The organism is Ectothiorhodospira mobilis, assembly GCF_016584115.1.
Lineage (GTDB): Bacteria > Pseudomonadota > Gammaproteobacteria > Ectothiorhodospirales > Ectothiorhodospiraceae > Ectothiorhodospira > Ectothiorhodospira mobilis.
The window spans coordinates 1-21,965 of record NZ_NRSK01000017.1; the positions used below are offsets into that span (position 1 = coordinate 1).

Annotated in this window: 19 protein-coding genes; 15 read left to right on the forward strand and 4 right to left on the reverse strand. The window is 62.8% G+C overall.

What is annotated here, in order from left to right; genetic code table 11:
* Nucleotides 1-116 precede the first annotated feature (116 nt).
* A complete protein-coding gene (locus tag CKO33_RS08165) occupies nt 117-1,262 on the reverse strand; it encodes a glycosyltransferase family 4 protein (protein ID WP_200181315.1) in 1,146 nt (381 codons plus the stop codon).
* Nucleotides 1,262-3,106, reverse strand: a complete 1,845-nt coding sequence (locus tag CKO33_RS08170) for an asparagine synthetase B family protein (RefSeq protein WP_200181317.1) — start codon at nt 3,104-3,106, stop codon at nt 1,262-1,264. The genes CKO33_RS08165 and CKO33_RS08170 overlap by 1 nt, the downstream gene beginning before the upstream one ends.
* Nucleotides 3,107-3,255: 149 nt before the next feature.
* Between CKO33_RS08170 and CKO33_RS08175 the strand changes: the two genes are divergently transcribed.
* From CKO33_RS08175 to CKO33_RS08205, 7 genes are all read left to right on the forward strand, one after another.
* Complete coding sequence (locus CKO33_RS08175; RefSeq protein ID WP_200181318.1) at nt 3,256-3,510, forward strand: acyl carrier protein; 255 nt, start codon at nt 3,256-3,258, stop codon at nt 3,508-3,510.
* 27 nt (nt 3,511-3,537) lie between these two features.
* Nucleotides 3,538-4,353: a hydrolase 2, exosortase A system-associated gene (locus CKO33_RS08180; RefSeq protein WP_200181427.1), complete on the forward strand. Its 816-nt coding sequence runs from the start codon at nt 3,538-3,540 to the stop codon at nt 4,351-4,353.
* Entirely contained in the window at nt 4,350-5,228 is an 879-nt protein-coding gene (locus tag CKO33_RS08185; RefSeq protein WP_200181320.1) for a hydrolase 1, exosortase A system-associated, read from the forward strand. Before CKO33_RS08180 ends, CKO33_RS08185 begins: the two co-directional genes overlap by 4 nt.
* A gap of 36 nt (nt 5,229-5,264) precedes the next feature.
* Nucleotides 5,265-5,969 carry a GNAT family N-acetyltransferase gene (locus CKO33_RS08190; RefSeq protein WP_200181323.1) on the forward strand — a complete coding sequence of 235 codons (705 nt, stop codon included), beginning with the start codon at nt 5,265-5,267 and terminating at the stop codon, nt 5,967-5,969.
* Between the two features lie 96 nt (nt 5,970-6,065).
* Entirely contained in the window at nt 6,066-6,668 is a 603-nt protein-coding gene (locus CKO33_RS13945) for a tetratricopeptide repeat protein (protein WP_200181325.1), read from the forward strand.
* A 57-nt stretch (nt 6,669-6,725) separates the two neighbouring features.
* Nucleotides 6,726-8,144: a putative O-glycosylation ligase, exosortase A system-associated gene (locus CKO33_RS08200; RefSeq protein ID WP_200181429.1), complete on the forward strand. Its 1,419-nt coding sequence runs from the start codon at nt 6,726-6,728 to the stop codon at nt 8,142-8,144.
* A gap of 3 nt (nt 8,145-8,147) precedes the next feature.
* Entirely contained in the window at nt 8,148-10,013 is a 1,866-nt protein-coding gene (locus CKO33_RS08205; protein ID WP_200181327.1) for a hypothetical protein, read from the forward strand.
* On the opposite strand, the gene CKO33_RS08210 is transcribed toward CKO33_RS08205, so the two are convergent.
* Complete coding sequence (locus CKO33_RS08210; protein WP_200181329.1) at nt 9,964-11,520, reverse strand: asparagine synthetase B family protein; 1,557 nt, start codon at nt 11,518-11,520, stop codon at nt 9,964-9,966. The two genes, CKO33_RS08205 and CKO33_RS08210, sit on opposite strands and share 50 nt — an antisense overlap.
* Before the next feature lie 48 nt (nt 11,521-11,568).
* On the reverse strand, nt 11,569-12,564 hold the full coding sequence (locus CKO33_RS08215) for a glycosyltransferase family 2 protein (RefSeq protein ID WP_200181331.1): 996 nt from the start codon (nt 12,562-12,564) through the stop codon (nt 11,569-11,571).
* 213 nt (nt 12,565-12,777) lie between these two features.
* Between CKO33_RS08215 and CKO33_RS08220 the strand changes: the two genes are divergently transcribed.
* The 8 genes from CKO33_RS08220 (at nt 12,778) to tnpC (ending at nt 21,963) form a co-directional block, all read left to right on the forward strand.
* Nucleotides 12,778-14,577 carry an ABC transporter ATP-binding protein gene (locus CKO33_RS08220; protein ID WP_200181333.1) on the forward strand — a complete coding sequence of 600 codons (1,800 nt, stop codon included), beginning with the start codon at nt 12,778-12,780 and terminating at the stop codon, nt 14,575-14,577.
* 70 nt (nt 14,578-14,647) lie between these two features.
* Entirely contained in the window at nt 14,648-15,682 is a 1,035-nt protein-coding gene (locus CKO33_RS08225) for a glycosyltransferase family 2 protein (protein WP_200181335.1), read from the forward strand.
* Nucleotides 15,679-16,464 carry a sulfotransferase family protein gene (locus CKO33_RS08230; protein ID WP_200181336.1) on the forward strand — a complete coding sequence of 262 codons (786 nt, stop codon included), beginning with the start codon at nt 15,679-15,681 and terminating at the stop codon, nt 16,462-16,464. The genes CKO33_RS08225 and CKO33_RS08230 overlap by 4 nt, the downstream gene beginning before the upstream one ends.
* 92 nt (nt 16,465-16,556) lie before the next feature.
* Nucleotides 16,557-17,300 carry a sulfotransferase family 2 domain-containing protein gene (locus CKO33_RS08235; protein WP_200181338.1) on the forward strand — a complete coding sequence of 248 codons (744 nt, stop codon included), beginning with the start codon at nt 16,557-16,559 and terminating at the stop codon, nt 17,298-17,300.
* Nucleotides 17,301-17,427: 127 nt separating this feature from the next.
* Nucleotides 17,428-18,036, forward strand: coding sequence for a sulfotransferase domain-containing protein (locus tag CKO33_RS08240; RefSeq protein WP_200181340.1), 609 nt, complete (start codon nt 17,428-17,430; stop codon nt 18,034-18,036).
* 304 nt (nt 18,037-18,340) lie between these two features.
* Nucleotides 18,341-19,117 carry a sulfotransferase family 2 domain-containing protein gene (locus CKO33_RS08245; RefSeq protein ID WP_200181348.1) on the forward strand — a complete coding sequence of 259 codons (777 nt, stop codon included), beginning with the start codon at nt 18,341-18,343 and terminating at the stop codon, nt 19,115-19,117.
* Between the two features lie 59 nt (nt 19,118-19,176).
* Entirely contained in the window at nt 19,177-20,457 is a 1,281-nt protein-coding gene (locus CKO33_RS08250) for a sugar-transfer associated ATP-grasp domain-containing protein (RefSeq protein WP_200181351.1), read from the forward strand.
* Nucleotides 20,458-20,547: 90 nt separating this feature from the next.
* The gene (gene tnpC / locus CKO33_RS08255) at nt 20,548-21,963 is read left to right on the forward strand and encodes an IS66 family transposase (protein WP_200181353.1); all 1,416 of its coding nucleotides are present in this window, start codon (nt 20,548-20,550) and stop codon (nt 21,961-21,963) included.
* The last annotated feature ends 2 nt before the right edge of the window (nt 21,964-21,965 follow it).

Sequence of the window (21,965 nt, forward strand, 5' to 3'; positions counted from 1 at the left end):
GCTGCCTGTAGTGCCTCATCGGTACCCCTGAATGGGTTTGGGGTGAGAGCCACCCATTCTACGGCGGCAGCTGACCCACCCTCTATCCGTTCAGGCGTTGCGCTTATTCTGTGAATTCAGGCGATGAGCCCCGCAGCGGCCTCCACCACGCGCGTGGCGTTGTGGTCCCAGGTCAGTTTTTTCTCATGGATGGTGTTTCGGGCCTGGATGCTGAGACGTTCACGCAGCGGGGCGTCATCACATAGCCGTTCCACTGTCTGTTTGAAGGCATCGAGGTTTTCGCTTTCGAAAAGCAGGCCGTTGTGTTCATGGGCCAGGATCTCCCGGATGTTCGCCTTGTCCGGTGCCACGATGGCGCGGCCCAGGGCCAGGTATTCGAACAGTTTGAGGGGGGAGGCGTAGTCCACCACATCCGGCTGCAGGGCGATATCGAAGGCGGCCACGTACCTTGCCACCTGGTCGCGCGGGATGATGCCGGTGATGGTGACCCGATCCTCGACTCGCAAGACCTTGGCACGTTCCAGGATGGATGCACAGGCGGGACCGTCCCCCACGATGAGCAGGTGGCGATGGCCTGGGTCATCCCTCAGCAGGTCCACAACCCGCTCGAGGCCGTGCCACTCGCGCACGAAGCCGGTAAAGCCCAATACCAGCCGATCCGATAGATTCAGAATGGCTTTGGCCTCTTGTGTATCAGGAAAAGATTGGAATTTTTCGGTGTCGATGCCGTTGGGAATCACGCGGATGCGTTCGGGGTCCACGCCCCTGGCGATCATTCGTTCGGCCAGGACCTGCGTCACCGGAAGGGCCAGATGGGCCCGTCTCCAGACATGGTCTTCGCTCCAGCGCGCCAATCGTGGCAGTGCGATCCCGTTGAACCGCTGGCGCTCCTCGAACAGGGGGGCGTTGACCTCCAGCAGCAGCGGAATCTTAAGCAAACGGCTGGCCCAGGCGCCTGCGGGCAGGTAGAGGTTATAACGCTCGTAGATGAAATCGGGACGGTGGCGAAGGCCTTGGATCAGGATCTGCATGAAGGCCACCAGGGCATACGCCAGTTCCAGTGATTCGTAGATGCCTGCCGGGATATGCCTCTTCAATCGGGCGACCATTGGACTGCCCCGCCCGAATTCATGCTCCTCCATCAGGGTCGGCGCCACCATGATGATCTCATGGCCCTGGCGCTTGAGGGCTTGGGTCAATTCTTCCACGTGGACGTACTGCCCATCCTTGGAGGCAATCCGGTGGTGATAGAGGATGCGCATCAATCTGTGGTCTCAACGGAGAGTTTGTGCGTCTCCAGCCACAGGTCCAGCATCATCAGGATCCACACCATCTCCCCGTAGTAGACGGCGTGCTGCTGCCGATGCATCTGGATGAGCCGGTCGATGAAGGCGGGCTGCAGGATTCCCCGGTTCTTGAAGCGCAGCAGCCCGTCGTAGGCCATCTCCTGCAGGGGAGGGTGTTCCTGCATCCACAGGCCGAAGGGCAGACCGAAGCCGTGCTTTTTCTTGTGGATGATGCGCTCGGGCAGGAAGCCGGTCATGGCTTCTTTGTAGAAATGCCGCAGGCGCCCTCTTGAGGCCTTCAGGGCCGAGGGCACGCGGCAGGAGAACGCCACCAGGTCCTCGTCCAGCATGGGATACACCACGTCCACCCCGGCCAGCTGGCACATGCGGCTCACCTTGCGCAGGTCGTTGTCTGCCAGGGTCTGTTGCCAGTCCAGGTACATCATGCGGTTCAGGGGCGATGCCCCGGCGGGGCGATGGTAGAGATCCCGCATGAGGGACCAGGGGGCCTCCGGGTCCACCTGTGCGAGAAAGTCCGGCTCGAACACCGTTTCCGCATCCAGGCGATACAGGTGGTTGTAGGTCTGCAGGCGGTCGGGCAGGGGGATGCGCGCCTGCTCCACGTAGCTGCGGGCCTTGCCCAGCAGCGGCATGTCCCGGGGCAGCCGGGTGAACCACGGTTCCAGCAGGGTCCGGCGCAGGGGGGCGGGCAGGCGTCCCCAGTGTTCGAACACCTGCTGTTTCACGTAACGGGCGTTGCCGGCGAAGAGTTCGTCGCCGCCGTCTCCGGCCAGCATGCGCCGGATGCCGGTATCGGCGGCCATGCGGGCACAGAAGTAGGCCGGCAGGGCGGAGGAGTTGCCAAAGGGCTCATCATAGGCCGCGGCGATCAGGGGAACCGCCGCCACCACGTCCTCCGGGGTGACGTAGTATTCGTGGCTGTGGGTGCCAAAGTGGCGGGCGGCGTCCCGGGCGTAGTCCATCTCGTCATAGCCCGGGGCATGGAAACCGATGCTGAAGGTGTCGGCCTCGCCGGGGCGCAGGGTGGCCAGGTAACCGCTCACGGTGGAACTGTCCAGGCCGCCGCTGAGGAAGGCCCCGGTGCGGGGTTCATCGTTCAGGCGCCGTACGGCCGTCTCCAGCCGCTGGTGGAGCTCCTGGCCCAGGGCCTTGGCATCGGCCCCGGCCGGTTCCTGGAACGGGGGAACCCAGTAGGCCTCCACCCGTGCCGGACCGTCCCCCTCCAGGATCAGGCACTGCCCCCCCTGGAGCTTTTCCAGCCCGGCATAGAGGCTCACCGGGGCCGGGAGCATGTGGAAGAAGAGGTAGTGGAAGAGGCCTTCGGGGGTGACCTGCCGCCCGAGGCCGGGGTGGGCCAGTACGCTGGCGGCCGAGGTGCCGAAGGCCACTGCCCCCGGGAGGCGGGCGAAATAGAGGGGGAACTGGCCGATGCGGTCGATGGCCGCCAGCAGGCGCCGGTGGTCCGGGTCCAGCACGCACAGGGTAAAATCCCCCGCCAGCCGTTCCAGCACCCCCCGGCCGTGACGCCGGTAGCCCTCCCACAGGGCCCGGGCCGGGTCGCCGTCGCGGGCCAGGGCGGCCAGTTCCGCGTCCTGCCAGCGGGGATGTCCGGCCAGGGCGACCACCACGCCCCCGGCCTCTCCCGCCACCCAGCCATCCCGGGCCCGGCAGGCCCCGCCACGGGTTTCACGGTGCTGCGTCGCGGCCCCCGGCCGGGCGGGGAGTTCCCCGGCGCAGGATGGAACGGTGTGTGCGGGCCCGTCCCCGCCCGGGGTAAACCAACCGCAGAGTCCTGCCATATGCCTGTTCGCCCCTGGGGGTGGGGTTATATACTTTATGCCCGATAGGCATCCCTTCAGTGGGTCATCATAATCCCAGCGGTCATCTCCGGGCCAGCCACGCGCCCTTTTCGCGGTGGCCCCGACCGCGAAAAGACACGGGGAACAGAATGTCGAGCATGGAACAGATCAAGGGGGTCCTGGATACCGTCCTGGGCCTGAACGGGCGTTCGGCCGCGTTCGAGGCCTCCACCCCGTTGCTGGGGCATCTTCCCGAGCTGGATTCCATGGCGGTGGTGGGGATCCTCACCGCCCTGGAGGAGCAGTTCGGCATCGCGGTGGATGATGATGAGATCAGCGCGGAGACGTTCGAGACACTGGGTTCACTCACGACCTTTGTCGATCAGAAGCTGGCAGGGGCCTGATCCCGAGGGGGCCGGGAGGACGTGCCGATGGATGTGGGCTTCTTCGAGGGCGGGCGGGGTCCCCTGTTCCGGGTGATCCATCGCCCCCCCGCTGGTGTCCCCGCACGCGGCACCGTCCTGTATGTCCACCCCTTCCTGGAGGAGCACAACAAATCCCGGCGCATGGCGGCCCTGCAGGCCCGCCGTCTGGCGGCCGGGGGGTGGACGGTGGTCCAGCCGGATCTGTATGGATGCGGCGACAGCGACGGGGATTTCGAGCAGGCCCGCTGGGCCGTATGGCTGGAGGACCTGCACACCTGTGTACAGGATCTGCCCCAGGCCGATCAGGAACCCCTGATCCTGTGGGGCCTGAGGGCAGGATGCCTGCTCATCAGTGACCTGCTTTCCTCCCATGCCTGCCTGCCTGCCCTGACGATCCTCTGGCAACCGGTCACCCAGGGGGATGTCCATCTGAATCAGATCCTGCGTCTGCGCGTGGCCTCGGGGATGATGTCGGGGAACCAGGGAGAGACCACCAAGGCCCTGCGTGAACGACTGCGAAATGGTGAGACCCTGGAGGTGGCGGGCTACGCCTTGCATCCGGAATGGGTGGCAGGTCTTTCGGCGGCAACACTGCGGTCCCCTCCCTCGGGTGAGGTGGCCTGGTTCGAAGTATCGGGCACCGCCGATGCGCCGCTTTCACCGTCTGCCCAGCGTCAGGTTCAGACCTGGAGGGCGTCCGGTATGGCCGTACATGCTGAAGTGTTGACGGGCGAGCCCTTCTGGGCGACGCAGGAGATCCGCGAGGTGCCGGAGCTGATTGAGGCCACCACCCGGCGCGTCCAAGAGGTCATCCCCCCATGAGCCCCGATGCCTTTCTTTTTTACGTGGACGAGATGCCCCTGGTGGGTATGATCCACCCGGGTGCGCAGGAAGCCCGTACCGGGGTCTTGATCATCGTGGGTGGCCCCCAGTACCGGGTAGGGAGTCACCGGCAATTTTTGCTGCTGGCCCGGCATCTTTCCGCCCACGGTATCCCCGTGATGCGCTTCGATTACCGGGGGATGGGGGATTCCGGGGGGGAGCCGCGGGATTTCGAGCACATCCATGAGGACATCGCGGCCGCCGTGGATGCCTTCCTGAGCCGGGTTCCCCAGTTGGAGCGGGTGGTCCTCTGGGGCCTGTGCGATGCGGCCTCGGCGGCCCTCCTGTATGCCTGGCGGGATCCCCGGGTGGCCGGGCTGGTGCTGCTCAATCCCTGGGTGCGTACCGAGGCCGGACTGGCCCGGGCCTATCTCAGGGGATACTACCGCCAGCGGCTGCTGAGCCGGGCCTTCTGGGGCGATCTGCTGCGGGGGCGGGTGGATCTGAGGCACTCCCTGGTTTCCCTGGGGGGGATGCTGCGCCGCGCTGTCCTCCGCGGGCGCGCGAAAGGAGGAACCCCGGGGGAGGGCGGGCTCGCCCACGATGCCCCATTGCCCCGGCGTATGGCCGAGGGATGGCGGCGCTTTCCCGGCTCCATCCTGCTGATCCTCAGCGGGGAGGACCTCACCGCCGCCGAGTTCCGGGAATGCGCCACCGGCGATCCCGCCTGGCGTGGCCTGCTGGAGGCATCCCGGGTGACGCTGCGGGAGCTGCCCGGGGCCAACCACACCTTCTCACGGCGGGAATGGCGGGAGCCGGTGGCGCAGTGGACCCGGGAATGGCTCTCCCGGTGGCCGGATGTCCCGCGGCCATGAAACGGCCATGACCAGAGGCTGAAGAGGAAACGGCCCATGTTCAAGGCGTTGGTGTATCGCCTGTCCTCCCCCCTGCACACCCTGGGGCGTCGCAATGGCCTGTGGTATCTCCTTTCCCGGGCCCTGGAACAGGGCAGCTGCGGGCGGGTGCGGCTGATCCGCTATCTCCTGGTGGCCCAGCCCCTGCCGGAGGGACCTCCCGCCCGGGCCTTGCGGGATTCCGGGGTGACAGTGCGCGAGGCCGGTCCCGGGGATCCCCTGCTGCAGCACCTGCCCCATCCGGCGGCCGTGATCCGGGGCCGTTTCGCCCAGGGGGCCCGATGCCTGGCAGTGGTCCGCGGCGCCGACCCCATGGCCTTCCTCTGGTGGACCGAGGGCGTCTACGAAGAGGATGAGGTGCGTTGCCTTTTCGAACCGGCGCCGGAAGGGGAGGCGGTGTGGGACTTCGATGTCTACGTCTTCCCCCGTCATCGCTTCGGCACCGCCTTCGCCCGCCTCTGGGGCGAGGCCGGGGCGCGTCTCCGGGATCGGGGCTACCACACCAGCTGCAGCCGCATCTCCGCCTTCAATGCTGCCTCCATGGCCTCCCACCGGCGTCTGGGGGCCCGCGTCACGGGCATGCGGACCTTTCTCGTCCTGGGACCGTTGCAGGTGAGCTGGGGCCGGGGGCGGCCCGGATTCCATGTCTCCCTGCGGGATGCCTCCCGGCCGCGGGTGCGGGTACCTTCCGGTACCGTCTAGGTGTTGCTATGTTCCAATGGAATACGATCCGGGCCTGCGGGACAGGCGGGGGGCAGCATGCGGGTTCTACAGCGAATGGTTTGGATCACCGCCCTCGTGGCGCTCCTCCCTTCCATGGCCATGGCGGCGGGGTGGTGCGGTGATCCACCGGGACAGAATCTGGATTACCTCAATCCCGAGCACCGCAAGCGCTTAGGTTTGGTGGAGCGCTTCCATTTCACCGAGGAGGTGCGCACCCTCCGACGGGGGTCTAGCGGTTATCTCATTAATGATCTGGAATACGTCCTCAATTATTACCCTAATCACCATGCCGCGCTGGATGCCCTGAGCCGTCTCGCCGTCCGGGAGGGGCGATCCCAACCCCATCGCGCGGAATGGCCCATCGAGTGCCGTTTCCACTGGGCCCGGCAGGTGAACCCGGAGGACGCCATGGTGCCCCTGATCCAGGGGCTGCACGCCTTCCGTACGAAGAAGATGGACGCGGCCCGCAAATACCTGGAGGAGTCCGCCTCCATGGCCCCGGAGAATCCGGAGGTCCACTACAACCTGGGGCTGGTCCTGCTGGATCTGGGGGAATACGAGGCGGCCCGGGAGCATGCCCGGCAGGCCTATGCCCGGGGGTATCCCCTGCCGGGTCTGAGGGATATGCTGCGGCGGAAAGGGTACTCCGTGGATGTCCCTGAAGGAGAGGATGGGTGACGCGAAAGCCGATTTTTCGTGCTCTTTCCGTCGGCCGTGTACCGGTGAACCATGGCGCTGCGTGATCTCGCCCTCTTCGGCATTGTCATGGGGCTGGTGCCCGTCATCCTCATGCGCCCCTGGGTGGGCATCCTGGGCTGGTATTGGGTGGGGCTCATGTCGCCCCATGGGCTGACCTGGGGTTTCATGCGCACCTTTCCCCTGGCCATGGTCATCGGTGGCACCACCCTGGTGGCCGTGTTCCTGGCAAAGGACCGGCGGCCCCTGCCCATGACCCGGGAGATGCTCCTGCTCTGCCTCTTCCTGGCCTGGGTCACCGTGACCAGTGTCTTTGCCGTGAATCCCGACGGGGCCTGGGAGCAGTGGATCAAGCTGGTGAAGATCCTGGCCATCACCTTCGTCGCCCCCATGCTCATCTTCGGCGAGCGGCGGGTGGTCCCGCTGCTGCTGGTGATGACGGGCTCCATCGCCTTCTACGGCTTCAAGGGGGGGATCTTCGCCATCCTCACCGGCGGACAGCACCAGGTGCTGGGTCCACCCCGTTCCTTCCTGGAAGGGAACACCTACATCGGCATGGCCATGGTGATGATCCTGCCCATGATCCTGGCCACCGCGCGCATGTTCCACCATCGCTGGCTGGACTGGGGGATGCCCCGGCTGCAGCGCTGGATGCGGCCCCTGGGGTGGGGGGCCTATGCCACCTTCTGGCTCACCGCCATCGCCATCCTGGCCACCTATTCCCGGGGGGCCTTCCTGGGGATCCTGGCGGTGGCCCCCTTCCTCTTCCTGCGCATGCGCCGCAAAGGACTGCTGGTGGCCATGGCCTTTGTCCTGGTGTCCGTGGTGGGGGTCACCGTGCCGGACAAGCTGATGGACCGCTGGGAGACCATCCGCAATTACCAGGAAGATACCTCGGCCATGCAGCGCATCCAGTCCTGGGGGGTGAACTGGAACATGGCCCTGGAGCGCCCCCTGACGGGGATGGGATTCAATCACGAGGGGATGGGCTACAACTGGTGGATCCAGTATGCCGAGTTCGAGGGGACCTGGCGTTTCGCCCTCTCCCCCCACAGTACCTATTTCCAGCTCATGGGGCAGCACGGTTTCACCGGGCTGGGGATCTATCTGCTCCTGATGGGGGCCATGCTGCTCACCCTGCACCGTATCCAGATGACCGCCCGAAGGCGTACCGGCCAGGCCTGGCTGGAGGAGTATGCCTGGGCCGTCAAGGTGGGGCTTATCGGCTTCCTGGTGGCCGGGGCCTTCCTGGACATGGCCTACTTCGAACTGGTCTATGCCCTCGTCGCCCTCACCGTGATCCTGCGGAGGGAACTGGATGAGGCCGTGGTTTCGGATCGGGTCGAAGCGGTTACCCACTCGAGGGATGCTGAGCAGGTATCCGGGGTTCCCAGGCCCCGGTTCCCGGATTTTGTCGCCGGATCACGGGCAAGTCCGGGCGTGGACCGGGACGGTTGAGCCATGCAGGAGACCGGAGTGGCTCCTCCCCTGCCGGACCGGGAACAGAATCTTTCAGGAGGCTCCCCTGCTGCAGAGATGGAGGCGCTCCTGGCCAAAACCCTGGACGGACTTCGTCTCGCGTTACGCAAGCATCTCAGTGGGGGATCCGGTCTGCAGGATCCTGTGGACGGGGCCCCGACCCCGGCGGATCACTATGGTCAGATCGCCGCGGCCCTGGCGCTGCGTTTGCTGGAGAAGGACGGGGAGCCACCATGGCAGGGGCCGTTCAACGCCTGGCAGGCGCTGCCCCGCAATGCCCTGGGCCATGCCCCTTTCAATCGGTTTTTGCTGGACCTGCTGGACGGGGTATTGCTGGAGGATGGCGCCTCAAAGGCCGATCGGCATCCTGTGGCGCGGGCGCGCCGGCGTTGTCCCTTGGCAAAAGGCTACCCCTCCAACAACTGGACCCTGCTGGCCTGTGCCTGCCAGATCCTGGAGGCCGGGAAGGAGAGCCGGCGGGGCCGGAGGGCACAGGCCCGGTTTGCAAGGATGCTGCAGGGCTGGATGACTCCGGCCGGAGGGTTCATCGACTACCCCGCACATCCCTCCGACCGCACGGGGGGAGCCACCCCCATCGCCTATCACCACAAGGCCTGGTTCCTCACCCGCCTGGTGGCCGTGCACACCGGTAACGAAGCACTCCATGACCTTGCGCATCGCCTGGAGCGGTGGGCCCTGGGACTCTGGGATGGCGGGGGCCATGTGGGCGGTTTCGGGCGTACCACCCATGGCCTGTTCGGGGATGCCTGCATGGCCGGCGCCCTCATCCTCTCGGCCCATCCCCGGAGGGATGAGGGGGATATGCGCCTGCAGCTCCTGTGGGCGTTGCTACAACGCTGGCGTCGCCAGCGCCGGGTGGATGGTTTCCTGGAACTCACTCCCTCGGGGAAGGGATGGGATAATTACATGCACCTGTCCGTTTACAATGCCTGGACGGCCGCCATCCTGGCATGGGCCCGATGGAAGGCATGGCAACAGGGGCCTGATGCCATGCCTGTGATCTCCCCCGTAGATCCTGCAGGGGTGCCAAGGGGGGATGAGGCGGCCGGTCTCATGCGTCTGGGGGATCCCGGGGGGATGCTGGCCTTGTGGTCCTCCCGCGGGCAGCCGCCGCAATCCTTCAGTTCATCCTGGGCCGAGTTGCGCTACGGCGGTGGTCTGCCATTCCATCTGACCTGGCGCGGTACCCCGCTGTGCCCCCCGCCCACACGGGTGGCGGTGGACGTGTTGCTCCGCCAGCCGGCCCTGGCGGGGTGGACGCCGGTCCTGCGCGTGGGCCGGGATCTGTACGCCCTCAACCAATGGACATGCATGGAAAGGCGGGATCGGGAAGACGAGGTGACCTGGGTGCTGCGGGGGCACCCGATGCCGCTGGTTCGACCTCAGCCAGCGGGCTTCGGGGATCGGATCCTCTTCGCCCTGGACTGGCGGCTGCTCCAGGGGAGATGGGGACGGCGGGCGGCCCTGCATCGCCGTCCCCTTGAGGCCGTCGGGGCCGAGATGCATCTTTCCATGGCCGTGCACCGCCCCGTGCTCCGCATGGAGATGATCCTGCACAATCGACTCCACCGGCCGGTGACGTTGCTCAATCCCTGCGGTCACGCCACATTACAGGATCCCCGGCCCGGCCATCGCTGGGGGGCGTGGTCTCTGGAGAACGGGGCGTCCCGGAAAGTGGAGGCCTTGGAGGGTTGGCAGGTCGCCGCCCAGGAGGCCGCGTTGCCCGGAGCCCAGGGCCATTGCCTGGCCCCTCAGGAGATCCCGGCCGGTTCCGCCTTCACCCAGAAGATCGGCCTTGCCTGGCCGCCCGCTCCAGCTCGAGGATGAACAGGCTGGGCTGCAGGTACCAGGTCTGTTCGCAGTGGGGTTTGAGCAGGTCCCGCATGAGCATGAGCCACACCCGCTCGGAACGGATCAGCCCGGAGCGGAGGGTCTCCGGATGGCGCAGGAAATGGCCCAGGAACTCGCGTACCGATCGCCGGTAATAGGCGCTGTAGTCCTGCCCCTTGTCACGGGGGATGTCCTTGTTTTCGTACGGGAGATGGGCGTATTCGGGGTAGGATCGGCGGATGGTCTCGTCATGCAGGGCATTGCCCAGGGAATAGGAGGCATCCAGATTCATCAGGAAGTTGAAGACATCATGATCCAGGTAGGGGCAAAAAACGTGCTCCACGTCTCCCATGATGGAGTAGGGGATCAGGCTGATCCCGCGCCGGGTGCGGTTCCAGAAGATGTACGAGACCAGGGGGTGGCGGGCCTCCATATGTCCTTCCAGTTCCTCGGCGAGTCGCTCGATCGCCAGACCTTCGCGCATGCGCCTGGCCATCTGCGGGCGCAGGGTGGAATGCAGGAACGGCTCGATGGCGTTCTCCCTCAGCAGATGGGTGGCCAGATCCCGGGTGTTGCCCGCCTCGACCAGGGCCAGTTTTTTCTCATTGACCTGGAAGCCGCCGGAAATGACGCTGCCCGCCAGCCCGTCATACAGGGTATGGGTCTTTCCCTTCAGATAGGCGGCCACGGGCAGCAGCCAGGTATGGCCGCTGCCGCAAAAGTGGGTGAGCTCGATGTCCTTGAGATTGGCCTGGAAATAGGAGGCGGGCCGATCGATCTCCACATGTCTCAGTTCCAGCGTATCCGCCAGGATACGGGCGATGCGGATGTCTTCATTGGGGGAGGGGGGCCGGGATCGGACGGTCACGGTCAGGTCCGGCTTGTGGCCCTGTTGCAACAGTTCAAAGAGGATGTGGCGCGAATCCCGCCCCCCGCTGATGGGGACCGTGAACCCGGAGCCATCGGGGGCGCGGCGTTTTATGGCCTGGCGGAATAATGCCGCGTATGCCTCCACCGCTTCATCAAAGGAACCCACCGGATGGGTCGGCATGGGGGCATCCCGCGGGCCGCGATGTAGGTGCAGCTTTCCGTTCTGCCAGCGGAGTTGACTGCCGGGTGGCAGCACATGCACATGTTCGAAGGGGGTGTCTTCCCGGATGAAGAAGCCGAGGCGGAGGAAGACCGCCAGTCCGGGCTCGTTGAGGGTCTTGGGGAAAGGGCCCTCCAGGACATGCAGGATGCTGGGAGAGATGCGGATCTCACCGCCGTGACAGGCATAGAACAGGGGGTAGATCCCGTATCGGTCGTTGCGCACCGTCAGCGTGGTGCCATCCCAGTGCCATTCCACGAAGATCCCGTCCGGGGTCGGGCCGGTACGGTTTTCCAGTTGGTGGCCGAGCTGGCAGGAAGGGATGCCCTCGGTGTGGACCCCGCCCCCATGATACCGGGCGGCAAACCAGGGGCGTTCACGGGCGCTGAGGGTATCCAGTGCGATGTTCTGCATGGGCGGATCTCCCCGGGATCGGTTGGCTGCTGTTGCTGGACTGAGGGGTCATGCCCGGTTGCGGGCGCGCAGGATGCGCCAGAACTGCACCGGAAGGAGGGCGGCGGAAGTGGGATCCTCCCGGAATGCCGATAGCACCCAGGCCCAGTTCACCGACCTGCGCCGCTTGAGCAGGTGCACGACGTTGGCCACCAGGGTGTGACGCGCATCGGCCAGTTGCCCCTGAATGAAGATGCGCTGCTCCGGATTCAGACGGATGGTGGCCAGCACGGTCCGGGCCAGGCGGATATAGCTGGCGGAGAGCCGGATCGAGTCCACGGAACCCCATTGGGAACGGTCGAAGATATTCACCCCTTCGCCCTCGTAGGCATAGATCCGGGGTGAAAAGGCCACGCGCTCCAGATCCTGCCCCAGGGTGAGCTTGAACAGCCGGTCCTGTCCGTTGTAAATGCCCGGGTCGAAACGTACCTGGGGGAATTTCTCGAAACGGTAGGCGAAGGTGGTGGGGCCGATCAGGCTGGTGCGCCTCACCATCAGATCGAAGAAGTCCCCATGATATTCATGGATCCCCCGTTCGGGATCGAGGATGGGATGCCGGGCGGCCTGCAGGTCCAGCCCCTGGTCCGCCTCCCATTCGAAGCGGCTCTTGTCCTGTCCGGTGCGGGTGCTGTTGCCGATGAACAGGTCGTAATCACGTCCCAGGGCGGTGACGGCATCCTCCAGGAAGGGGCCGGTCCACTGGTCGTCGGAGTCCAGGAAGGTGACCCATGGCGTGCCGGCGGGCACGTGGTCCAGGCCGGTGTTGCGCGCCGCTCCGGGACCCGCATTGGGCTGGAGCACCACCTGGATCCGGTCCCCGGCCCGGGACAGCAGGGGGGCCACCTCGGCGGCGGCGGGGACCGGTGAACCGTCGTCCACGATCAGGATCCGGAAGCGGATCTCCCCGGGCTGTTCCAGCACGGAGTGCACGCACTGGCGCAGCAGGCCCGCCCGGCGCTGGTAATAGGGGATGACAATGGCGATCTGCGGGGGCGTCTGGGGCATGATCCGTGCGTTCCTTGATTGATCTACCGCCGCGGAGCGGTCCTCGGGGCATCGCCCCTGGAAGGGATGCTAGCGGAAAAACGGCGGGGTGTCCCCGCAGCCGCCCGGAGTATGCCCATCCCCGGGGATGGGCTACACTCGGATCGAACACAAGGCCCGCCACAGTGGCGGCCTGCGGGAGGATGCCATGGCGGTCGCGATCCGGGGCAGGAGATGCTGAAGCTCATCGGGAAACTGAACGCCCTGCTGGACCCGAGGGACCGTCCCAGGGTCATCCTCCTGATCCTGCTCATGGTGGTGACCGCTTTCATGCAGACGGGGGGCGTGGCCTCCATCATGCCCTTTCTCTCCGTCCTGTCCGATCCCGGCGTCATCCAGCGCAACGAATGGCTCCAGGGGATCTATCAGGCCCTGGGTTTTGAGAACCAGCAGGCGTTTCTCTATTTCCTCGGGGTGGTTTCCTTCGGGGTGTTTGTGACCGGCACCGCCCTGCAGGCCCTTACCTTCTGGGCCATCACCCGCTACTCCCACATGCAGCAGTATGAGCTCTCCCGCCGGCTCATGGCGGACTACCTGCGCCGCCCCTTCAGCTTCTACCTCACGCGCAACTCCGGCGATCTGTCCAAGACCATCCTGAACGAGACCGCGCAGGTGGTGAACGGGGCCCTGATGCCGGCGCTGCGGCTGCTGAGCCACGTGCTGCTGGCCCTGGCCCTGGTGATCCTGCTGGTGGCGGTCCAGCCCTGGCTGGCCCTGACGGTGTCCCTGGTGCTGGGCGGGATCTACGGGGGCATCTATGCCCTTTCCCGGACCTGGCTCGGGCGCATCGGGCAGGAACGGGTGGCGGCCAACCGGGCCCGTTTCACCGCCGCCGCCGAGGCCTTCGCCGGGGCCAAGGAGATCCGCCTGCTGGGGCGCGAGCGGGCCTATCTGCAGCGCTACCGAGAACCCTCCAGGCAGTTCGCCCGGCACCAGGCCAACGCCGCCCTGCTGAACAGCCTGCCCATGTACGCCATCGAGGCGGTGGCCTTCGGCGGGGTTCTGCTGCTGGTGCTGGTCCTCATGGCCGGCGAGGGGGGGCTGGGGGCGGCCCTGCCGCTCATCGGCCTGTACGGCCTGGCGGGGCGGCAGCTGATCCCCGCCTTCCAGAAGATCTTTTCCGGGATGGCGGCCATCCGCTTCAACCTGGCGGCGGTGGATGACGTGCTGGCGGACCTGGGGGACCGGGAGGATTCCCAGCCCTTTACCCGGGAGGTTCCCCGCGAGGCGCGTCTCGTCCCCCACCAGACCATCCTACTGGAGCAGGTCTCCTACACCTATCCGGGTACGGATGAGCCCGCTCTGCGGGATCTCTCCCTGGAGATCCCGGCCCGGACCACCGTGGGCCTGGTGGGGTCCTCCGGGGCAGGCAAGAGCACCCTGGTGGATCTCCTGTTGGGCCTCCTGAAGCCCGACGAGGGCCATATCCGCATCGACGACACCCCCCTGGATGCGACCACGGTGCGCCGCTGGCAGGCAGCGGTGGGGTATGTGCCCCAGCATATCTTCCTGGCGGACCAGAGCGTGGCCGCCAACATCGCCCTGGGCGTGCCGGAATCGGCCATCGATCGGGAGGTCGTCCTGCGGGCGGCGCGCCTGGCCAATCTCCATGAATTCGTGACCCGGGAGCTGCCCCAGGGCTATGACACCCTCATCGGGGAGCGCGGCGTGCGCCTTTCGGGGGGGCAGCGACAGCGCATCGGCATCGCCCGGGCCCTCTACCGCGACCCCGACGTGCTCTTCTTCGACGAGGCCACCAGTGCCCTGGACAACGCCACCGAGCGCGCCGTGATGGAGGCCATCCATAACCTGAGCGGACAAAAGACCATCATCCTGGTGGCTCATCGACTGACCACGGTCAAACCCTGTGATCGGATCTTCGTTCTGCATCATGGGGCGCTTGTGGAGGAGGGGGATTGGGAGGCCCTGAACCTGGCAGGTCGGCAGTTCCAGCGACTGGTGGCTGGGGTGTGAGCAGGAGGGGGCAGCTCAAGCGTTCTTCAACCCCTGGCTATGGCGATTATTGGACATGAGTGATTGATCAATGACCCGCCCGGAAATCACGATCCTGATGTCTGTACATAACGGGCGCCCCTATCTCTCGGAGGCCATCCGGAGCATCCTGGCTCAGACCTTCGATGACTTTGAATTCATTATTGTGGATGACGGTTCCACTGACGGCAGTGGTGAGGATCTGGAGCAATGGGAAAGTCTGGACGCCAGGATTCGACTCATCCGGCAGGAGAATCAGGGTCTTCCGGTGGCTCTCAACCGGGGCTTGCGGGATGCCAGGGGGTGGTTTGTGGCCCGCATGGACGCAGATGACATCAGCCTTCCTGAACGCCTTGAAATGCAATTGAATTTTATGCGCAGGCATCCGGGGACCGGTGTCCTGGGTACTGGGATTGCCAGACTGGACGCCTGGGGCAACCTCTCTACCGAGACCTGGCCGCTGCCTTCCTCTCCAGGCCTGACCTTATGGCGTACCCTCTTTGACAGTGCCCTGGCGCATCCCACCGTCATGTTCCGGCGCGATGTGCTGGAGCGTTTCGGGGGATACGATGAGTCCTTGCGACGGGCGCAGGACTTTGAGCTCTGGATGCGCTTGGCCCTTCATACCCGAATGCAAAGCCTGCCAGAGGTATTGTTGCACCGGCGGGTGAATGGACAAGGAAAGGTGCGGCCACCCCCCGAGGTGGATGCCCTGCTCCTTCAAAGCATGGCCCTCTTCCACAGCAGGGTTTTAGGACGAGCCCCGAATGAGGAGGATGTATCCTTTTGTCGGCGCATCTATGGGCAACCTGCCCAAAGGGAAACGGTACGGGCGCTGCTAACCCGAATCCGCTATCTCAAAGATCTGTATAGAGGGATCCTGGTGCGCAGCGAGGATGCCCGGGCAGATCGCTTGGCGATCAGGGAGGATCTTCACCATAAGATCCTGAAGGTGGCCTATGAGGTCCAGAGGAGTCGACCGTTCCTTGGGCAGAGTCTGAAGGCCTTTTCTCCGGAGCGAGGACGGATCCTTCTCCGGTATCTCAGGATCGGCTTGCACAGGGATTGGAAGAGTGATCAGGTATGAACGATCTGGATGCCCTGAAAATCCTGGTAAGAATTCCCCAACTAATAAAACCTGCTGGGCATCTTCTTCTGTTGAGTCACATGCGAGCGAAGACCAGCCTGCTGTCGCATCTTCTGGGTAGTCATCCCGAGATATCGGGCTACTATGAAATGCATGTCGGATATTACAGCCGCAGGAGCCTGCTTAAAGCCAGACTGCTGTTTCATGAGCTGCATCTGGAGGCGCCTGTCACAAGGCTTTATTTTGATAAGATTCTTCATAATCGCCATGAGCTGGCTCAGCGTGTTCTGAATTCTTCCCGGGTGCGTCCGATCTTTATGCTGCGCTCCCCGGAGGAAACTTTGTCCAGTATCATGCGATTATATAAAGGGCGTACTCATGATGCCCACCTTGGGACAGAGGAGGGGGCTCTCAAATATTACTTGGATCGGATTGATGGCCTCAGACGGATAGCCGATGATTTGCGTAGGGAGGATGTGATCTATATTGATGCGGAAGTGCTTTCCGGGGATATCGAGGGCGTCACTCATTTACTTACTGAAGTGCTTGGTCTCTCCATGGAGATACCCACCGAATACCAAGTCATGAAGCTCTCCGGTCAGGTTGGCCGCGGTGATTCCTCGTCACGCATCCTTGTAGGCAGGGTGCTTCCTGATTCTGATTTTGCCCGTGATATTGATCTTTCGGCTGAGGCCGTCTCTATGGCTACGCAGCATTATGACTCGCTCCGTGAGGCTTTGCTGTCCCAGGCTGCGGTGGTGTTGAGTCGTGATTTTTTTTGAGAATGTGATGCGGGTCTTGCGTCGCAATAAGTTGGCGTATTTTATTTTTGGCTGATTGTTATGATTATTATGGAAGGGTTGGTTATAAAAAGATGAAAATAAAAGAAGCGTTAAGGAAGGGTCTCAATAGTATCGGTTACGATGTGCGGCGTGTTCGAAGTGTCGATATTGATGTAATACATTACCTTCATATCGGTAAATGTGCAGGAACCCAAATTGGGAATATTATCAGGCAGATTAATGAGGGGTGTGGCAGGTCAGTTATAGTTAAAAATGGTCATGATGTCTCTCTCAGGGATATTCCGAAAGGTTCTGACTTTTTCTTTAGTATACGTGATCCTTTGTCGCGTTTTGTGAGTGGGTTTTACTCAAGGAAGAGAAAAGGGCGCCCGAGGATTTACTCGGGTTGGTCTTCATATGAGGAGTTCTCTTTTGGTGAATTTGAAGAAGCGAATGATTTGGCGGAGTCTCTGTTTGAATGTGGTTTGCGTGGGCGACAAGCTGCGGCTGCAATCAAGTCAATGAGGCACACGGCGCAAGATCAGTTTGATTGGTTTTGCTGTTGTGGCTCTTTTTTATTTGTTCGTCCGCCAGTGTGGATTATTCGCCAAGAGTATTTTGAGGGTGATCTTCGTGAATTTCTGTATCGCGCCGGCTTTTCAGGTTTTTCTGATGCGCTAAAAATTGAAAAGGATAGTGTGGGGTCACATGTTAACGACTACAGGGGTGTGCCTCCTCTATCGAAAAAGGCTGAGCAAAATCTTCGGTATTGGTATGCTCAAGATATTCAGTTTTACCAAATGTGTGAGGATTGGATGAGGGAGGCTATGGGGTAAATATTTTTTCGGCATGACGGCGGAGTATGGATTGCACGCGGGTCCTCGTCTATTTGCTTATTTCTGCCGGGCGGGTTAATAGTCAGTGGTGTCGATGCATATGAGTTGATTGACGGAAGGTGGGTAAATGGATAAGACGGTTGTGCTCGGTCTGGGTGGGCAGAAATGTGGCACAACCTGGGTTCACCGGTATATCAGTGCCGATCGTTCTTTTGTTGATGGCCTTGTCAAAGAGTACCATGTATGGGATCGGCGGGAGATCAAGTTGTTTAAGGGGATGCGCCGAAATCTATCCGGCATCCGATGTAGGGAAGATGCCTGGATGTGGGCGTTGGAGAGATTCCCGGGGCTGTATTTTAAGCATTTCTCACGGCTCCTGGAGGATGGTGGTATTGCAGCGGATATTACGCCTTCCTACAGTGGGTTGACTGCTTCTTGCTTGGCGCGAATCAGGGATGAATTTGAATCCAAGGGAGTGAAGGTGAAAGTCATTTTCCTTATGCGGGATCCGGTGCAGCGCTGTATCAGCGCCGTCAAGCATAATCGTGCGCGTGGGGGTAACCGAGAAGGAGTCCCTCGTGCTGTTGGGTTTACGGAAGCGCTTGATGTTTATTATCAATCTGAGCACGCAATGCTTCGTACAAAATACGAAAACACGGTAAATAATATTGATCGCGTGTTTGGTGATGATCAGGTTTTTTTATGGCATTTACGAAGGTCTTTTTACCCGACATGAGGTTGCCAGGCTTTCAGCTTTTCTTGATATACCTGTAAGGTTTGAATATGTCGATGTTCGGGTCAATGTTGCCAGAGTCGAGGGGGAGAGCGATCCGGATGTTGAGAGAAAGATCCGTATTTTCTATTCCAATACATATGGTTTTTGCAGGGATAGGTTTCCGGATTGTGAGCATAGTTGGCATGGGTTCAAGGTGATTCCTTAGTTGGTGGTGATTATTTGCGCAGTAATATGCCGCAAGGGTTGTGTTGAGGGTTTTCTGTAAGGGGGGTATGTGCACCAATTCGATTATCGCAGAGTCCCCGTGCGTCTGCATGATAAAGCATTGACCTTTTTGGGTAAGCCCCGTGGTTTGGGCGAGAATCACTATGTGTTTGAAGTCAAGGGGTGCCGGGTGGCGTATTGTTATATCCGAAAGAATGCCAGTACGGCCTTCAAGCGGTTGATCGTCGACTCTTCTCCCCATCGGGATATCCTGCAAGAGTGCGGTAGTCGGATTCAATTCATGAATCGTTATCATCGGGAAGACCGTATCGAGCGCCTGGAGTCCTGTGATTACCGTATCTTCGTCTATCGCGATGTGCTGCGCCGTGTGGCCAGTCTATTCATTAACAAGTTTGTGCTTGCAGAAGGGGCCGCCGATATCTCCAAAGATGTCGCCCACCGTCTGGATCGGTCTATCAAAACGCTCTCTTTTGCAGATTTTGTGGAAGACTATCTGGGCCAGGCGCGGGATGTGAATGAACTGGACCCCCATGTGTGGGAGCAAATCAGCCATCTGCGGCCGATCCGTTATACCCATGCAATTCCCCTTGAACGACTGGAAGAGGGCATTGCTTCGGTCCTGGGGCGGGAGCGGGCGGCCGAGTACTTCGGGCGCAGGGTAAACGTTGCCGGTGCTGGCAAGGGAATCGATGCTGAGGATGTGGCTTCTTGGGATGCGGCCTCCCTTCGTGTTCGGTGGGAGGCCGATGGCAGCTTGCCCAGCTATGAGCAACTGCTCCGTCCCGATCTCGCATCGCGTCTTCTACGGATCTACCGCAGGGATGAATGGATGATCCGGCAGATACGGCAGCACTGATCCCAGCGCCAGTTCGTTGGTGTAGGGGGTTTAGATGATCGTTCGGGATGGAGGCCGAAATGAAAGAAAACCTGCCGTATTGGTACCGCCCCCCACCTTCGTTGGTTTGGCGGTGGGTTTTGTATGCGCGTGAGCCGGATTTGAGATGCCTGCGCCGGTGGCTGTTCTGGGTCTGGTGGTCCAAACCCCGCACCCCACGACAGCGTCTGGGGGCGATGTGGGATCTAATGTTGCGACCTGTGACCCGCGGCAAGGCGGCTCTCCTCACAGTGAGGACTTATGGGGGACGGGTGCGGCGGATCCACGGCGTCGGGATGCCGCGTCAGATGCTCGATGTCCTGGGCCTGGTGTTTGGTGCCGGGCTGGATCCCATCAGCTATTACCAGTATCAACTCTTCCTGCCATCCCGTCGGGTACGCCGGCGCGACTACCTGGATGTATCGGGCAAGCTGTTGCAGGTGCTGGTCCAGCGTCTCCCCAAGGGTCCCGAAGATGGGATCTTTACGGACAAGGCGGCCTTCGCTGCCTGGTGCCGTGCAAGGGGATTCCCGGTGGTGGGGGACCATGCCTTGGTCGGTCCGGTGACCGCTGATCCTGAGCCCGGGGGCATCCCGTTTCCGGCTGAGGATCTGGTGGTCAAGCCCACCAACTGGCGTGCCGGGGAGGGGGTCTTTTTCTGGCGCTGCAGCCTGCAGGGAAACGAGCCCGTCTGGGAAGATGGCAACGGAGGAAAGCGCCTCGATGCCCGGGCATTGTGGGCGCACCTGCAGCAGTCTGCAGTGGCCATGAGGCGCCCCCTGTTGGTGCAGCCCCGGTTGGTGAATCATCCGGCAATCCGTGAACTGGGCAACGGGTGTCTTTGCTCGGTCCGGGTCATGACTGTGCGGGAGGGAAGGCAACGGCCCCAGGTCATTGCCACCGCTTTGCGCATCCCCATGGGGCAATGCGCCGCGGACAATTTTGATCGGGGGGGGTTGGGTGTGGGGGTGGATCCCCGGACCGGACGATGCGGCCGGGCTGTGCAGAAGACGGGGGAATATCCCTTGCCCCTCTTGGAGTGCAATCCACACACGGGGATCGTTATCGAGGGGCAGGTGCTGCCGCATTGGCGCGCAACCCTGGACCTGGTCCTGACCGCCCACGAACGGGTGCGTTCCGCGCTGCCCATCATCGGCTGGGATGTGGCCATCCTCGCCGATGGGCCCGTGCTCCTCGAGGCCAATCATCTGCCCGGGGAGCATATCGTGCAGATGCCCTCGGGTATCCCGCTGGGTGCCACACCCTATCCCCGTGTGCTCTGCAGGGCCCTGCGCCGGGCCTTTGCCGAATCAGATGATTGAAAGAAGGATCCCTTCGTGCAGAGTAACTACTCAGGCCACCCCCCGCTGATGGGGTAGCGCCCCCACCCCCGGTATGGCTATGCTCCCCTCATGAAGTGGCAACGCCCCACCCAGGAAGAGCTCAACCGCATGACTTCGGAGCAGAAGGATCAGCTGATCATGCAGCTGTTCGATGCCCTGGAGGCACTCACGGCCCGGGTGGCGGAGTTGGAGAAGCAGGTGACCAAGACCAGCCGGAACTCCAGCAAGCCGCCGTCCTCGGATGGTCTGCGCAAGGGTCCGGCGCAGCCGCGGCAGAAAGGCAAGCGGTCCAGTGGCGGACAGAAGGGGCACAAGGGGTCCACCCGGCAGATAGTGGATCAACCGGACCGGGTGGAGGTGCTGCATCCCCAGGGCACCTGCCTCTGTGGCGGCGCCCTGGAAGCCCTGCCGGCTCGGGTGAAGGAACGTCGTCAGCAGATCGAGATTCCAATGCCCCGTCGGGTGGTGACCGAATACCGGCAGATGCAGGTGACCTGTCGCTGTGGCCGGCGCCATGCGGGGACGTTTCCCGCGGGTGTGACGCCCAACGTGAGCCATGGTCCGCGCCTGAAGGCCTATGCCGTGGGTCTGAACCAGGGGCACTTCGTGGCCCTGGAGCGGACCTGCCAGATCCTGAGGGACCAGTACGGCGTGGCGCCTTCGGTGGGCACACTGCAGCACTGGATCCAGGAGATGGCCACGGCCCTGACCCCGGCCTATGAAGCGGCAGGGGAACAGATCCGCCGGGCCGACGTGGCCCACTTCGACGAGAGCGGCCTGCGGGTTCGGGGCCGGCTGCACTGGCTGCACGTGGCCGCCACGACGGAGGCGGTGCACTACACCGTCCATGCCCGGCGCGGGCACGAGGCCATGGAGGCAGCCGGCATCCTGCCGCACTTCCAGGGCATTGCGGTCCATGACCACTGGTCCCCCTATTGGCGCTACACAAAGTGCCAGCATGTCCTATGCAATGCCCATCACCTGCGCGAACTGAACTACAGCGAAGCGCTGACCGGATATGACTGGCCCCGCCAGTTGCGTGAGACCCTGATCTCGGCCCAGCAGGCCGTGGATCAAGCCCGCGCCCAGGGGAAGACCCGTTTGCCACAAGACCAGATCGCCACCTTCCTGCACGCCTATGACCGCCACCTGCACCAGGGACTGAAGGCCCACCCGGTCAAACTCCCAAAACCCGGCAGTCATCGACGAAGCCGACAACACCCCTCCACCAACCTGCTCATGCGACTGCGGGACCACCGCACGGCCATCTGGCGTTTCCTCACAGACTGGCGCGTCCCCTTTAGCAACAACCACGCCGAACGCATGGTCCGGCCCATCAAGGTCAAGCTCAAGGTCATCGGCAGCTTCCGGGCCATGGGCGGAAGCCAGGCCTTCTGCGTCATCCGCTCCGTCTGGGAAACCAGCAAGCTGCAAGGTCAAAACCCCTTCGAGGTACTGCGAATGGCTGGGGCGGGGACTGAGTAGTT

Excerpts from the sequence above, each read along its gene's own strand:
- CKO33_RS08165 (WP_200181315.1), bottom strand. The coding sequence starts at position 1,262 with ATGCGCATCCTCTATCACCACCGGATTGCCTCCAAGGATGGGCAGTAC.
- CKO33_RS08170 (WP_200181317.1), bottom strand. The coding sequence starts at position 3,106 with ATGGCAGGACTCTGCGGTTGGTTTACCCCGGGCGGGGACGGGCCCGCA.
- CKO33_RS08175 (WP_200181318.1), top strand. The coding sequence starts at position 3,256 with ATGTCGAGCATGGAACAGATCAAGGGGGTCCTGGATACCGTCCTGGGC.
- CKO33_RS08180 (WP_200181427.1), top strand. The coding sequence starts at position 3,538 with ATGGATGTGGGCTTCTTCGAGGGCGGGCGGGGTCCCCTGTTCCGGGTG.
- CKO33_RS08185 (WP_200181320.1), top strand. The coding sequence starts at position 4,350 with ATGAGCCCCGATGCCTTTCTTTTTTACGTGGACGAGATGCCCCTGGTG.
- CKO33_RS08190 (WP_200181323.1), top strand. The coding sequence starts at position 5,265 with ATGTTCAAGGCGTTGGTGTATCGCCTGTCCTCCCCCCTGCACACCCTG.
- CKO33_RS08205 (WP_200181327.1), top strand. The coding sequence starts at position 8,148 with ATGCAGGAGACCGGAGTGGCTCCTCCCCTGCCGGACCGGGAACAGAAT.
- CKO33_RS08210 (WP_200181329.1), bottom strand. The coding sequence starts at position 11,520 with ATGCAGAACATCGCACTGGATACCCTCAGCGCCCGTGAACGCCCCTGG.
- CKO33_RS08215 (WP_200181331.1), bottom strand. The coding sequence starts at position 12,564 with ATGCCCCAGACGCCCCCGCAGATCGCCATTGTCATCCCCTATTACCAG.
- CKO33_RS08220 (WP_200181333.1), top strand. The coding sequence starts at position 12,778 with ATGCTGAAGCTCATCGGGAAACTGAACGCCCTGCTGGACCCGAGGGAC.
- CKO33_RS08225 (WP_200181335.1), top strand. The coding sequence starts at position 14,648 with ATGACCCGCCCGGAAATCACGATCCTGATGTCTGTACATAACGGGCGC.
- CKO33_RS08230 (WP_200181336.1), top strand. The coding sequence starts at position 15,679 with ATGAACGATCTGGATGCCCTGAAAATCCTGGTAAGAATTCCCCAACTA.
- CKO33_RS08235 (WP_200181338.1), top strand. The coding sequence starts at position 16,557 with ATGAAAATAAAAGAAGCGTTAAGGAAGGGTCTCAATAGTATCGGTTAC.
- CKO33_RS08240 (WP_200181340.1), top strand. The coding sequence starts at position 17,428 with ATGGATAAGACGGTTGTGCTCGGTCTGGGTGGGCAGAAATGTGGCACA.
- CKO33_RS08250 (WP_200181351.1), top strand. The coding sequence starts at position 19,177 with ATGAAAGAAAACCTGCCGTATTGGTACCGCCCCCCACCTTCGTTGGTT.
- tnpC (WP_200181353.1), top strand. The coding sequence starts at position 20,548 with ATGAAGTGGCAACGCCCCACCCAGGAAGAGCTCAACCGCATGACTTCG.